The organism is Clostridium sp. Cult1 (genome assembly GCF_021655095.1).
In the GTDB taxonomy this organism is placed as follows: Bacteria; Bacillota; Clostridia; order Tissierellales; family Tepidimicrobiaceae; genus Schnuerera.
In genome coordinates, this window is sequence record NZ_PPXW01000001.1 from 2,091,777 (window position 1) to 2,106,171 (window position 14,395).

10 protein-coding genes, 1 pseudogene and 1 CRISPR repeat array are annotated in these 14,395 nt (G+C 31.8%); of the genes and pseudogenes, 3 read left to right on the forward strand and 8 right to left on the reverse strand.

Annotated features, from left to right (window positions below; all coding sequences use genetic code 11):
• The first annotated feature begins 150 nt into the window (after nucleotides 1-150).
• A CRISPR array of direct repeats spans nucleotides 151-1,454; the repeat unit is 30 nt; unit sequence GTTTCAATTCCTTATAGGTAATCTATAAAC.
• Nucleotides 1,455-1,989: 535 nt separating this feature from the next.
• Nucleotides 1,990-2,625 (forward strand): hypothetical protein, encoded by a 636-nt coding sequence (locus C3E89_RS10470; RefSeq protein ID WP_236912814.1) that lies wholly within the window; start codon nucleotides 1,990-1,992, stop codon nucleotides 2,623-2,625.
• A 7-nt stretch (nucleotides 2,626-2,632) separates the two neighbouring features.
• Here the strand turns inward: C3E89_RS10470 and C3E89_RS10475 are convergent, their stop codons facing one another.
• Together C3E89_RS10475 and C3E89_RS10480 are read right to left on the reverse strand one after the other, a co-directional pair.
• Nucleotides 2,633-3,745 (reverse strand): Ger(x)C family spore germination protein, encoded by a 1,113-nt coding sequence (locus C3E89_RS10475; RefSeq protein WP_236912816.1) that lies wholly within the window; start codon nucleotides 3,743-3,745, stop codon nucleotides 2,633-2,635.
• Nucleotides 3,742-5,145: pseudogene (locus tag C3E89_RS10480) on the reverse strand (spore germination protein). Before C3E89_RS10480 ends, C3E89_RS10475 begins: the two are co-directional and overlap by 4 nt.
• Before the next feature lie 111 nt (nucleotides 5,146-5,256).
• Between C3E89_RS10480 and C3E89_RS10485 the strand changes: the two are divergent.
• Nucleotides 5,257-5,445, forward strand: coding sequence for a hypothetical protein (locus tag C3E89_RS10485; RefSeq protein ID WP_236912817.1), 189 nt, complete (start codon nucleotides 5,257-5,259; stop codon nucleotides 5,443-5,445).
• Nucleotides 5,393-6,331, forward strand: coding sequence for an endospore germination permease (locus tag C3E89_RS10490; RefSeq protein WP_236913475.1), 939 nt, complete (start codon nucleotides 5,393-5,395; stop codon nucleotides 6,329-6,331). Before C3E89_RS10485 ends, C3E89_RS10490 begins: the two co-directional genes overlap by 53 nt.
• A 328-nt stretch (nucleotides 6,332-6,659) precedes the next feature.
• Here the strand turns inward: C3E89_RS10490 and C3E89_RS10495 are convergent, their stop codons facing one another.
• From C3E89_RS10495 to C3E89_RS10520, 6 genes are read right to left on the reverse strand one after another with little or no spacing between them, the layout of a single operon-like run.
• The gene (locus tag C3E89_RS10495; RefSeq protein WP_236912819.1) at nucleotides 6,660-8,723 is read right to left on the reverse strand and encodes a TIGR03986 family type III CRISPR-associated RAMP protein; all 2,064 of its coding nucleotides are present in this window, start codon (nucleotides 8,721-8,723) and stop codon (nucleotides 6,660-6,662) included.
• Entirely contained in the window at nucleotides 8,704-9,192 is a 489-nt protein-coding gene (locus C3E89_RS10500) for a hypothetical protein (protein WP_236912820.1), read from the reverse strand. The genes C3E89_RS10495 and C3E89_RS10500 overlap by 20 nt, the downstream gene beginning before the upstream one ends.
• Nucleotides 9,182-10,498, reverse strand: a complete 1,317-nt coding sequence (locus tag C3E89_RS10505) for an RAMP superfamily CRISPR-associated protein (protein ID WP_236912822.1) — start codon at nucleotides 10,496-10,498, stop codon at nucleotides 9,182-9,184. Before C3E89_RS10505 ends, C3E89_RS10500 begins: the two co-directional genes overlap by 11 nt.
• Nucleotides 10,498-12,096 carry an RAMP superfamily CRISPR-associated protein gene (locus C3E89_RS10510; RefSeq protein ID WP_236912824.1) on the reverse strand — a complete coding sequence of 533 codons (1,599 nt, stop codon included), beginning with the start codon at nucleotides 12,094-12,096 and terminating at the stop codon, nucleotides 10,498-10,500. The genes C3E89_RS10505 and C3E89_RS10510 overlap by 1 nt, the downstream gene beginning before the upstream one ends.
• Nucleotides 12,089-12,754 (reverse strand): RAMP superfamily CRISPR-associated protein, encoded by a 666-nt coding sequence (locus tag C3E89_RS10515; protein WP_236912826.1) that lies wholly within the window; start codon nucleotides 12,752-12,754, stop codon nucleotides 12,089-12,091. The genes C3E89_RS10510 and C3E89_RS10515 overlap by 8 nt, the downstream gene beginning before the upstream one ends.
• Nucleotides 12,747-14,291, reverse strand: a complete 1,545-nt coding sequence (locus C3E89_RS10520) for a hypothetical protein (protein ID WP_236912827.1) — start codon at nucleotides 14,289-14,291, stop codon at nucleotides 12,747-12,749. Before C3E89_RS10520 ends, C3E89_RS10515 begins: the two co-directional genes overlap by 8 nt.
• Nucleotides 14,292-14,395: the final 104 nt, after the last annotated feature.

Consider the following 14,395-nt stretch of genomic DNA (forward strand, 5'->3'; position numbering starts at 1 on the left):
GGGTAAAAACCCTTGAGCATTTATGTTTGGATTGTCAATGGTGGCGGAAATTAATAAAAAACCTAAATTTTTGTCCAAAGTATTGACATAGATCCAATAGGTAATCTATAAACCAGATGTAATCATGTTTTTGCACAGGGAATATTATTAGTTTCAATTCCTTATAGGTAATCTATAAACAAAGAGTTGGACAAGTTAGATAAACAATTACAACAATGTTTCAATTCCTTATAGGTAATCTATAAACATAAAATAATAATATACTAAAGGAGAGTGTTAAAATGTGTTTCAATTCCTTATAGGTAATCTATAAACCGGGATATTACAAGAATTATCATATGCCTTTGGTCCTGTTTCAATTCCTTATAGGTAATCTATAAACTAATCTTTTTTAGCCTCACTCACGACCTCTGGTTGAGGTTTCAATTCCTTATAGGTAATCTATAAACGTAGCATTTGCCCCGACATATACGGATTAGGTTCCTCGTTTCAATTCCTTATAGGTAATCTATAAACTAGTAGCATAGTATATGGGTAGAGCCGATCTACCCAAAGTTTCAATTCCTTATAGGTAATCTATAAACTATAAGTGTTGTATATCCATTCAATTTCCCTTCCTATGTTTCAATTCCTTATAGGTAATCTATAAACTGTTCTAATGCTTTGGTCATAGCTTCAGCTATATTATGTTTCAATTCCTTATAGGTAATCTATAAACCTTTTTTATCTCTTTAAATATCTCCTTGATTATCATTGTTTCAATTCCTTATAGGTAATCTATAAACAAAAAATATGGAAAACCTATCATGGAAATAGACGAGAGTTTCAATTCCTTATAGGTAATCTATAAACTATATCCTGTGTTTTGCTTTTTATTATCATTATATTTGTTTCAATTCCTTATAGGTAATCTATAAACCCAAACATATACACTAGAGAGAACGCACCAGATGCAAGTTTCAATTCCTTATAGGTAATCTATAAACTATCTACCACTACGCCATCAACTCCCTTATCACCTGTGTTTCAATTCCTTATAGGTAATCTATAAACGGAACTATGCACCGAATCATCGACGTTGAAGGGGAAGTTTCAATTCCTTATAGGTAATCTATAAACAGACATTTCAAGGATTTTATTAATATGGTTAGGAAAGCGTTTCAATTCCTTATAGGTAATCTATAAACTTGCATGGACAAATGGCTAGATGAGATTAGCAGTGATGTTTCAATTCCTTATAGGTAATCTATAAACTTTCATTTTCTTCTTGTAATAAATTATTTTTAGCTAAGTTTCAATTCCTTATAGGTAATCTATAAACTCTATAAGCATTTGCTATTGTGTTATTTGCATTTTTGTTTCAATTCCTTATAGGTAATCTATAAACATGACACAGAATTAATTAGGATAAAAGAAGAAATAAAGTTTCAATTCCTTATAGGTAATCTATAAACCATCCTATATCTTGATATTACTATGTTCCTTATTTTTTGTCAAATGTAAATTTTCAAACTTTTCAGGGCTTGTTTATTTTAATATTCTTATGTTACTATTGAATTTTTAACATTTCTTATAAAAATAAATTTGTCGTCGCTCCCCAGGGGTTTTTGCATTACCTAGGGTCGACGACAAATTTTTATTATTATTCAATAAACCATGTATATCCTAATTACCCTGCAATAAATTTTCTCTATTTTAATATTTTTGAAATCGTATCCACTTTGAAATCATAGTTTATTCAACATATGCTTAATACAAATGTATCCCTAATAATAAATGTTAATATCTCTTTATTTCTACATATTTTCTTCTATATTATATATATTCTACAAATATATATAATATCCTTTAAAGTTAGTAAAAAAAGATTAGAGCTTAAACCTTATACAAACGTAGATTATGACATAAAGAAGAAGCATGTTGAGGATTTGAATTATAACAAAACTATGTTATAATTTTATAAAATATCCTTATACGAGGTGATAGTTTATGAAAAAGAAACGAGGTAAATATATATTATTAGCTATTGTTGGAATTATAGTAATTTTAATTGCAATTAATTGGGGAAATATAAAGCTTTTGATTAATTTCATGTCTAAAAACACTCAAGATGATACACAGATTGTCGAAGATGAATTAGCTGAACTAGAAAATCCTCTATTGGATATTATTGATAAAGAAGACAGTGGATCTGAACCCATAAATAAGTATAATGGAGAGAAGAAGGATGATCCTTCTTCTGAAAATACTGGTGATGAAAATACTACAGTAGAAAAAAATGAGGATGAATTATTCCTAGAAATAGCAGCTAAGTATAATACTGAATTTGAAGCATTACGAACTGAGTTTGAAGGCCAACTAGATATTATGGTCAAAGAAGGGTATGATGAGTATAAAAATGGGAATATATCAAAGATAAAACTTGCAAATAAATATATGTATATGAGTAAGGAGCTTGAAAAGGAAAGCGATGCAAAATTCAATCAGGTATTAAAAGAAATGGAACAGGAGTTAAAGGATAATGGTTTAGATACCAATATTACTAAGGAAGTAAGCTCCTATTATAAAAATTATAAGGAAAAGAAGAAAATGGATATATTAGCTAAGGGAAGTAAGGTGAAGTAATAGGGGATCAATAAAAATCCGTTACATCTGAACTTCCCTCTAAATTAACATTGACATCTATATATAGATTTACATTATATAGTATATCTGTTAGATCTTTTTTAGGATATCTTATGGATATTTCTCTTTTTAGATTATATATATCTATGTCTTTAGCATAGTATTTTTCATATAGTTTTCTACACCTTGCTTTTATTTCTTTTTCTGCATATTTTTCAATAGTTTCCCTTTCTTCTCTATTAGATATTTTAACACCTTCTTGTGCTTCAGCAAAGCTAACACTTGTATTTATGGTTTTGTAGATATTAATACTCTCCCCTTCATCAAAAACTTTCAATTTAGTTCTGTTTTTTATCACTTCTAAAGTAATGAATTTATCCTCATATTCTGGGTGGGGTATGGAAATATCCCCAACCTTTAATGTGCCCATGAAAAAATTATAATATTTTGCTTCTTTTGGATTTAGTTCTCCTACTAACTTATCATTTTGAATAACTGCCAACCCTTTTATAGTTAACCTATCATTAGGAGTATGTTTGGTTTTTTCTAAAAAATTTATTAAATCTACACTACTTTCCATTTGCCTATTAACCAAGTATTCATCAAATCTTAGTTTACTCCCTTTAGACTGTATCTGATAATTAAGGATCAAATCGGTTAGAAAAATCCCAACAAAATTTTCTTCAACTACTTTGGTGTTTAGTACATCCATTAAATCATCTGAAGTTACAAACATATATTGACGCATTAAAAACTCTTGATCTCTATCGAGTATATCAATAAAGTTATCCAATCCATATTCTGCTGCCCTTTTACTAAATATTATGGCTTTGTTTTGAGAATAATTCAGCTTATAACTTGTGCCTAAATTTATATTTCTTATAGCTTCAAAAATTGTATCTCCCGTGCCTTTGAATATTGTCTTTTCCTCTGTACCTTTATCCTCTGTAATATTTCTATTGGTTAAAAAAGCTTCAGCATATACTATCGGTCTATTCTCTTTATCAATATCTATACCTATTGCTGTTACAAAAATTACTTTATTTATGTCATTATAATTAAAACAACCCATTAAAAAGTTAGTAGAAATTAAAGCTATAGCCAGTATAACTTTCTTCATCTAACATCATCCTCTTGGAATATATAGTTATTTATCCTGTTAAGCCCTCCTCTATAAGGTATATCTTTATACTTAAAAACCTTCATAGTTCCAAGGGGATAAAGGTAGGGATAGCCACAACTGGTCAAACCTGCCAGATGAGAAGAAAATATTATAAATCCCATGTAGAATCCAGGCAAGCCTAAAAATCCTGAAAATATAATGATTACAATACTCCATAAAAATATTGCTATAGATATCCTTGGCAATAATAGGGATGATATAGATGTTAGGGCTACTACAAATACTGTAATATGGGATGATAGCCCAGATTGTACCGAAACATCCCCTAGTATTAATGCACCTACTATACTTAAAGTTTAACCTATAGGTTGAGGAAGCCTGATTCCAGCTTCCCTTAATACCTGGAAAAATGCCAGCATTATAGTCAATTCAACTACCATGGGCAAAGGAACTCCTACTCTAGATTCAGCTAGACGGAATACAAAAATATATGGTAATAGATTAAAATGGTAGGTGAATAAAGCTATATATATTCCCGGAAGTAATGCAGATATTCCAAAGGATGCCCATCTAAACAATCGTGAAGAATTTGCAATAAATTTGTTCATAGTGTAGTCATCAGGTGCATGGAAGTTTTCAATAAAAAAGAATGGTGCATAGATAACAAAAGGAGTTCCATCTGTTATTATGGCAACTCTTCCTTCCCCTAGTTTTGCAGCTATTACATCAGGTCTTTCCGTATATCCGATTGTATCAAAGGGGGTACCTTTACATTTTAATTCCTCTTCTATTTGGTTGGCTACAATCATATAATCTGTATCTATTTTATTTATTTTGGTTCGTATATAATTTACAAGTTCTGTAGGAGCATTATTTTCTATATATACTATTGCAACGGAGGTATAGGATTTTTTCCCAAGGATTAACTTTTCAACTTTTAAACCGGCATGTTTTATCCTTCTTCTAATAGCAGCTACATTATCTTCTAAAACTTCATTAAAACCTTCCCTAGAACCTTTTATAGCTGCTTCTGTTGGTGGAGATTCTATAGCTCTTTTAGGAAAACTTTTGGCTTCACAATATATAACGGCATTTAAAGAGCTGAAAATTAGTACTACATCTCCCGATAGTATATGTTTTATCGCTTCATCTTCAGACCTAATATCCCCTACAGAAGGCGTAATAATTATCTCCCTTTTTATCTTTTCTATATCCGTTACAAGCTTTATATTATTGATGATAGGAAGTATTATGGATTCCGATATAAATTTCATATCGGTAATACTATTGTCGTAAATTACTAATATCCTATTTTCATCAGAACCTATTTCTCTATATTTAATTTGGGAGTCCTTCCTTAATTTTTCTTTTATATTATTAATATACTGTTGGTTCATAGTATCACCATTTTTATTTTCTGTACTTACTTTGAATAATATTCATAGAACTACTAAAACTAAGAATGAATATAATAGGATTTCAACATTGGTTAATCTGGAGGGGGTATAGTGGATAGGTTTAATCCAAGGCATTTTGCTTTTTTGATTCTAGCTACTTCCATTGTGTCTTTAAAAACTTACCCTACCATATTTATTGCAGATGGTGGAAGAGATAGTTGGATAGCTATGATTATTGCCTCTATTATTGCATTTCTCTTTTTTTACCTATCTAATAAAAGTCTGTATAAGAAAAAATAGTTTTGATCTTCATAGTATATATCATAAAGCAGTAGGAAAAACCTTTGGAAATATTCTATTAGGTTTATTTATTTTTACTATGTTAGTGACCCTAGTGGAAAGTGCAGCTGTAGAAGCAAATTCTATGCATACTAATATGTTTATAGAAACACCTACTTGGTATCTTCTATTATTTTTTATTGTGCCTATTATATATACTATTCGCAAGGATATAGTGGCAATTATAACTGTAACAATGATAGGGATTGTGCTAATAATGATTGCAGGGATAAATCTTTCAATACTTACTTCGAGATATAAAAGTTTTAAACTACTATTGCCTATTTTAGAAAACGGATTGAACAAAGGCATATTTATAGCTATTATTAAAATATTAGGGTTATATGGGTCGGTATCTATATGTTTACCCTATCTATCAAAATTAGGCACTACTGAAAAAATGACTAAAGCCATAGCTATTGGGCTATTAATTGTAATTCAAATGCAAATAGTATCTACTGTTGGATTAATTATGACCTTTGGCCCAAAAAAAACCATTACTTTCTCCTATCCAAAACTCATTCAAACACAACAAGTAAGTTATTTTAGATTTCTGACCCTTGGGGAATTGTATGTAATGTTACAAATACTTGGAGGCTGGATGCTGAAGTATCTAGTTACATTCTATGGAATATTGATAATATTGAAGGGATTTAATTTGAAAAGAAAGCATCTCATATATTTAACCTATATTATTAGCGGTTTAGTATATGGAGCAGCATATTTTATTTCAAAAAATCTTTTTGTACTTTTTAAGTTTTTAAACTATTATGCCTTTATATGCTTAATCAATTTTGTCATAATTCCTTTAATAGTATTTATCATATTTTCAATAAGAACTAATTAATAAGCCTTATTCAGCATATCAAAGGAGATTCTGTAGATTGTAGAAAAGAATTAAATTTATGATTTCCTTAATTTTGGAAGTGTTCCTCGTAGGTAGACTATCAACTTTCTGTACCTTGATATTACTATGTTTCTCATTTTTGTTAAATTAAAATATTAATATTTATTATGGTTTGAATTGCATCTTTTTCTTACGTAGCTATTGACTTTTACATACTTCTTACAATAACACAATTGTCGTCGATCTCCATGGGTTTTTGCACTACTGGAGATCGACGACAATTTTTTCATCAATTTATATTTTATTAAATATTATAATATATAATGATTCATCTTTTATTGTTTCGACTATTTCTCTCTGCTTCTTTAAAAGCTAAGGCCATTGCAGTATCAGGTTCCCGTCCATTTCTTCTGCTTCTTTTTCTTTTCCTTGATTTGTTGATTTTATCTTCTGACTTTGGTTTATCCTTGTTTAGGGGATATTTTATTGATTTTCTAAAATGATATATCTCTGGTAACACTTTTTTATCTTCAAATTCATATAGTTCCATATACCTGTAGTTATTGGAGGCTTTGAATTTTATTACCTTGGATTTTATATACATAAAATCTTTAATTAGCTCTATATCTCCTATAGGTGTTCCTCTTAAATATTCGTTCGAAAAATTTTTCTTATATATATTTATATATTTATCAATATCCCCTTCTTTGTAATAATCAAAGCTAAAGGTATTGTACTTTTTGTCTAGATCTTCTATTTTCAATTCAATATCTTTTACCTTAACCCTTCCAAATCCATAGGGTTTTGCAAGGCCAATATTTTGATAACAATTGCCTTCCAATTTTAATGCCCAAATTAGTAGGCCCAGTTCCTCCTCATCTAAATTGTTAAAATAGATTTTACCTTCAAATTCGGTATTTTTCTCTAGCGGGTATAGGGTTGTTTTCATGTTTTCTACCTTACCAGGTTCAAGATGAGGCTTGTCTATATAGTTTTTCAGCCAATATTGTTTAAATCCCCTAATCTCAAAATCTCCATCATAAATATGGAGTTCTTTTTTGCCAGCATCTTTATCCTGTTTTAAGTATAGGTTATAGCTAGTAGGTTTAGGCTTTGCTAGTATAACATCTATAATACACTCTTTATCCACTCTCCCGCCTTTTGTAACCACTGCATCTTCAAAGCTGAGTCTAGATTTGTAGCTAATATTAATAGATTCCCTATTCTTTATTTGGTATGATTTGTTTGTAAATCCAAATATTCCATCAGCATAACTTATACCTTTTGTGTTCTTGTATTTGTCACAAACTCCGTCTAATACAGACTTTTCATAACTAAGGCGTAAATATGGAATAAATCCGAAATGTATTATGCTGGAATCTTTGGTGGAATCCTTTATATAAAATACAGGCTTTTTTTCATTTTTCTCTGGTAAGGCATAAAATTCATATTCCTTATATACCTTGAATACTCCATCCTCTATATAAGCTTTTTGGGTTGCCAACATATCCTGTTTATATAGTCTTATACTTTCATTTAAATCATCTTGATCTAGGCTATTTGCGCTATCTAGCTCATCGTCCATAGGGGGTACCACATAATGGCAGCGTTTACCTGATATAAACCCACCTGACAATATATATCCATTGTATTTAGCTTTTCCTACTTCAGCTATTTTGGTTACCTCGCCATCCTCAGCTAGATTAAATGATATTTGAGCCCGATAGGGTTTGTAATTTTTATCATCAAGGAACTTAATACCTGGAACATTGTGGCCCCCTATCTTTTTAAAGTCTTCTTCTACTACCCTAAAATAAGGCATCCCTTCTTTTAGTTCCTTAGCAGGTTGGATTCGGAACTTGTCTCCACTTTTTATCATATAGCCTACCTTCAATTTTTTTGCTATCATCTTGTTCAAATCTATACCTAACATATTTTTATATTTATCACCTAAAGAGGTATTACCTGCTACGTCCCTGTACAAAAATCTGCTATCTTCTATATAGCTATTAATATATCCTTTTTCATCATCTTTTTCTCCCACTATATCGCTAAAGCTTAAAATTTGAGCATTAGTTCTTACCATACCCCTTATACTGCTAGCTTGTATGGCATATTTATCGTCTGGATTGGTAAAAAATTTGGCCTTTCGTTTTTCAGAGTCCCCCTTGTTAGTACCTTTGGCAACTATTATTGGTGTTTCTGCTTTTAAAGTATATCTTATGTATCCACTGAGTAATCTTTTTTGATCCCTGCCCCTAAAATCATTGTGAGGTGGCAGGTCTTTATGCGTCTTATATTTTTCAACCGAGCGTTCAGGTAAGTTTACAAAATTGTACGGGGCTACTGAATATTTTTTTTCACGATTTGCCTTATTCACTTTTGACCTCATCAATTTCACCCCCAGCAAAGATCAACTTACAAGGTTTCAAATAACTAATATAGGCTTGATTATCATCATCGTAACTAATATACTTTTTAATTAGCAGTTCTTTAGCATAGTTTTTGCCCTGTTTTCCTTCACAATACCTAGGGTACAGTCTATAAGTGCCATCAATACATTTACTATCCTTGTGTTCTTTAAATATTGTACCTGTAATATAATCTTCTCCAAACACTCTAATCTCTGCATTATCATTAAAAAATATTGCTTCTATTATATTGTCGTAATCTAGCCTTATATTGGAAATATGGTCTGTAATTACTTTATCAAAATTATAAACAATGGCATATTCCATGCCTAATTTTATTAACATTTCTTTATTTAAATCTTTCCCTATTACAAAATCTTTACACTCATATCCAAATATATCTTTTAAATTTTCTTCAGTTAATTCTTTTAAACAATATTTATTTTTCATCAGTTTCCCCCTTTCCCTTAAATTTGCGTACCCCTTCTATATAGCTGTTTAACTTTTTCTCATTGGATATAGTTTTTTTATTAAAGTCGATTTCTATAATATCTTCTCCATCATCTATATACATCGTATCACCTTTAAACCTACCCCTGCCTATACTGCTACCACCTCCCAAGGATAAATTTTCAGTACCCAAATCCCTAAGGGCCAATGCTAATAGGCCAACGGCATATTTATCAAAGTGCTTATCTCCTTTTTTCCTATATGTTATATTAAATCGGATCTCCCCTTTAGTAGGAATATCATTCATTAATGAACCAGTCATAACTCCTCCTGTGAACCTATCTATTTTGATTCTATGGTAGATTGGTTCTTCAAAGCTGCTAGTATCTATAACCGATTCTTTTACCAATACTCGGCTTAATTCTTTTTTTCTGTCTGAATCTTCTTCATTTTTCTCTTCCACATCTCCGAATATGGCCTTGGCTTCTTCTAGACTATCAAATAGGTTAGCTATTTTCTCTACCCTAGCCCTTAAAGCACCCTTGAAACTACTGCCTGGTACCATATATTGGCCCTCCACCTGGACACTCCTATCGTCTACATCCATAGAATCAAAAGTTTTCGGGGCTTTTATCATCAACGGAGTGCTAAATTTACCTTCTATACTAAACTCCACATAATTTTTTGGTAGTTGAATATTGTCTATAGTCTTTTTTACATCTACGGTATTGCTATAATCCTTGTTAAGGTACCTAATTAAATCATCTAAATTTTTCAACAGATGAAAATCTATTTCTTTAGCCTCTTTTATTTTAAATATTCCTAAGCCATTGCTTTTATTGCCGCCTAAACGTACTATTCCTTCGTCTAAAGCCTTTAGACAGGTATATATCATATTCTTTAATTCTTCTATTTCATCATCTTTACTATGAATTTCAAACATTAATTCAAACTCTAATCCTTGCCCTATAAAGTTTCTTTCAATCTTTTGCCCGTCTACGTGGCTGCCATATTGGCTGTCTATTTTTACACCATCCCTTCTGTCAAATCTTATAATAGGTGCAAAAGAATCTTTTACATATACCTTACTCATTGATGACTTGTCTTCCTTTTGGCTACCAAATGATTTTTCATAGTCCATACCAACATTTTTTAAATATGATCTAAAGGCTCCAGCCACGCTAGTTGCAGGAAGATATGCCCTTTGCCCATCATCATCTAACAATGGGTTTTCTTGATTATCCCCTATAAAAAGCGGAGATTTGCTCACAATAGTGGCTTTTAACACAGAAATAATCTCTACCATTAAATCCCCTCCCCTTTTAGGGCCCTAAGTTGATACTTGGTAAGTTCTATCAGTACTTTTAGATTCATCCTGTAGGCAAATCTTTCATCTATTTCTGATTCAATGTCTCCAATTCTTACCTTGTCTGTCCTTCTAAATATTTGGCTATGGAATTTACCTGTATCCGTACTATATTTTATTCTATCATCAAGCAAATCCTTTATGTCACCACCACTCCATTTTACATTCTCCAGTTGCTCCAAGGAAATGCCAGCCTTATCCTTTATATTTAGCATATATTCTTCATATGTTTTGATTCCTTCTTCAGGCTCTAGTATAGATAGGTAACTGAACAAGTCTTTTAAATTCCCCCATTGGCTTGGGTTCATTGCTTCTGGGTTTCTTATATCATTTTTTATAGCCAACACCGCATCTGCCAAATCATTATTAACCCTATTTTCATATATTTTATTTACTATGTCCTGTAATTGTTGTTTTTCTGTTTCGTTTAATCTTTCCTCCAGTTCACTATATTCTTGTTGGGTGTATTCTTTTTCAGGAAAGCCCAACACAATACCTTCTTCAATGGAGTCAACTATTACAAATCTACCAAATCCATCTACTTTTCTATCCCCAATACCTTCGTCCATAAATTTTAACAACCTATTTTTGTCTACTTGTCCCTCAAGTATTTCGTATTTAAATATACTCCCTGTTTTTATTCCTACAATCTGTGGGGTGCGGCAGTTCCACTTATTGTTGAAACTGGTAATGTTTTTAATTTCAATTATGCTGTCTATGTATTTTAGCTTTTTTAACCCTAATTTTTTACACAAATAGTTGACATCTATATATGTTTTGTATTGGCCTAGTTCATTTCTGTATATTATATCTGATAGGGCTATAAGATAGATATAGTTTTTAAAATTATCCCTATGTCTAAAAGGCTCATATTCTGGGTTTTCTTCTACCACTTGCACACGGGTGATTCTACATCCTCCATATCCGCTACCTTTTGAGCCTCCAATATATATGTGGTTATTTTCAAGTAGTCTTTTTACTTCGGCTATATATGAGTCGTCTTGCACCTTTATAATTCCTCTGAAGGCCTGGCCTTTTTCAATAGATTCGTATCGGAATAATGTATTTTTGTCCTCTCTCTTGTTTATATGGAGATTTGAGTTTTTGTCCAACTTTATCCTTGTATATCCTGTATATCCATTGTATGCTATAAATTCTGCTAACCTAATTCTTTGATAATTTGATGGCAAATCTCTATCTAGCCCTAATTTCATATCTAAGGGATTACTCATATCTTCACTTTCTCTCATATCTTCTTTGGTGGCAAAGTAGGCTTTAGGTAAAGGATAACTTCTTTGGTCTTCGTATAGTGGATAAGCATTTAAGAATTTGATGCCACCTTTTAATAGCCTTTCCCTGTGGATGCCTTGATTGATATCCTTTATACCTGTTTCCTGAATATATTTATGTATAAATGCACCCCTTATAGATGAGCCTGGAATATACTCCATAGATTCTTCAAAATCTATTTGGCTGTTAGTTTTTGCTAGCTTTATGTCCTCCAAATTTTCAATATCATGTACTATATATTTAGCCATTCCCCTTCACTCCTTTCAACAGCTTGTTCATATAGTAATCTGTCTTATCCTGGTATTCTCCATTGACCAACTCTTGGAAACTACATTCTACTTCCCCTTTTCCCCTAGTCCTCATAGTACCTATATGCCTAAAATATTTTGAAGTAATGGCTAGTAGTCCCAATTCCTCTTCTGTTAATTTTTCATTACTGTATAAATTGACATAAAATACTAAATCTTTTTTTACTACCCTCATATGTCTTAGAGAGCCCTCCCTATATGCCCCGCTATCCTCTACACTAGTGAAGCTCCTTATGTTTGTTAGAGCCTCTTTTACTTCTGACGGTTTTATTATTTCTTCATCTACTCCATATTTCAACACATCTGTGATATTCTTGCTAAGGGTACAGTGGGAAAACTTGATGGTTCTCCAGGTATTTAGCCCGTCCCCCTCTTTGCCAAGCAATTTATCCTTTATAGTTTCATATTTTTTATTGCCTATAAAAGTTATCACATCTTCCATAGCTTCTCTGAAATTACCTTTAAAAGTCTTTGCCTTCATATAGGGCAATCCATATTCATCATGGACAATTTCTAAATCTACAGAGCCAGGTATGGAATACCCACTTCCAAATATAGCCTCTGTAAGTAATTTAACCTGAATCCTATACTTAATCATCCCCTCCCCCCCTCCTATCCAATTCTATAAACAAGTCCATAATTTCTATAGCATCATAATATATGCATCTATCATTATAGAAGCAGTTTTCAGTTTGGGCATCTTCAAATCCAGCAAAGTAATTTTTGATATTATTGGTTTCTAAAAATATATCAGCGGCCTGTTCACCCCTCTTGAGCACCCCTTGTAATTCCTTCAATTTATTTCTTGCAACCTTATTGTTATATATTTCTCTTTTAGTAATATTGCCATAGGCCACTTTAAAATTAGCGTAACTCCTCCAGGAATTGCCATCCCTGCGGTAGTTATTTATATATAGGGGCCGCATGTATAGCTTTTTTTTATCTGCCTGTGCCTTATAGTGTTTTTGTCTAATCTCTGATATGCTGCCTAGTATATCCCCCTGTACTACATGCCAATCTATCAATGAAAAGTCTTGGTCTCCATAATCTAGGGCTAATTTTCTTTTTCCATTGTTACAAAGCTCCTCTGCCATCTGATATAAGCTGGAAAAAGGTGTAGATACATGGCCTATAGCTACTCCTGCACAGGCATTTAACCTGGTGGTTTTCCCATTATAGATTACTATTTCCTTGCTAGATAGGTGTTGTAAGAATATTTTTGCAGACTCTATTCCAATCTTCCCATTGGTAACATAGGTTATATCATCCCCTGCTACAATAATTGGTATTACAGGAAAGAATCCTTCTTTTATCTTTGTATCATCTTCCAAGTTGTCTTTGTTTTGGTTGATTATATTGGTCATTGTTCTAAATGCATCTTCATAGGATTGTTTGATTTTCAAACTAAAATATTTTAGGGCTTTTAAGTACTCCCGATTAGTTTTTGATTTGTCACCTTTCCCATAATCAAAGCAATCTTCCAATTGCTCCATCTTTTGACCCATGCGGTTGCCATCAATATGTACTACTGCTATGTGCTTTTTATCACCTTTTACCAATTCTCTAAATTCCCTTATGCCCCTGATGCCTTTTGGAAGTAGGCCTTCAAACTTTTTGCTGTCGTCATAAGAGTATTCAATCTTTACATTAGTTTCATTGCTTATTAGTCTGCTGGGATTATCTATATCACGCCTATCCATACACGAAGCTGGCAATCCGCTGGATTCACATGTCTCTTCTATTCCAAAGGATATTTGGCCTCCACTATATTTTCTCCTATTTTTCTTTCTTTCTAATTTTTTATAGGCATCCTTTATCTTTTCTGTTACCTTGTCTTTTTTATCATCATATTCTTCAATAATCATAAACAATTCAACCCCAGGAAAGTCTTCCAAGGTTTTTTCACTTACATCCTTTATAAAGGCCTTGGTTTCTTCTAAGTTATCAAACTCATATAGGCTGTTGCCCCCTCCATTATAAATTAATAATTTTTCATAGCCCTTTCCCAACTTCTTTGGCAGTTCCTCTATAACATATTCTATTATTATAGATGCCCCCCTGTTTTCCTTCAATTTATTACTTTGGAATATATAATTCTGTTTTCTAGATATTTCCCACAATACTAAATATGGCATTTACCTCCCCCCTAGTATAATAATGTCATAGTCAATAAAGACTATGCAGTTAAAACTTTTATAAAAATCTCATTTCTTTATTCAGTAACTGAAGAAGATATTCA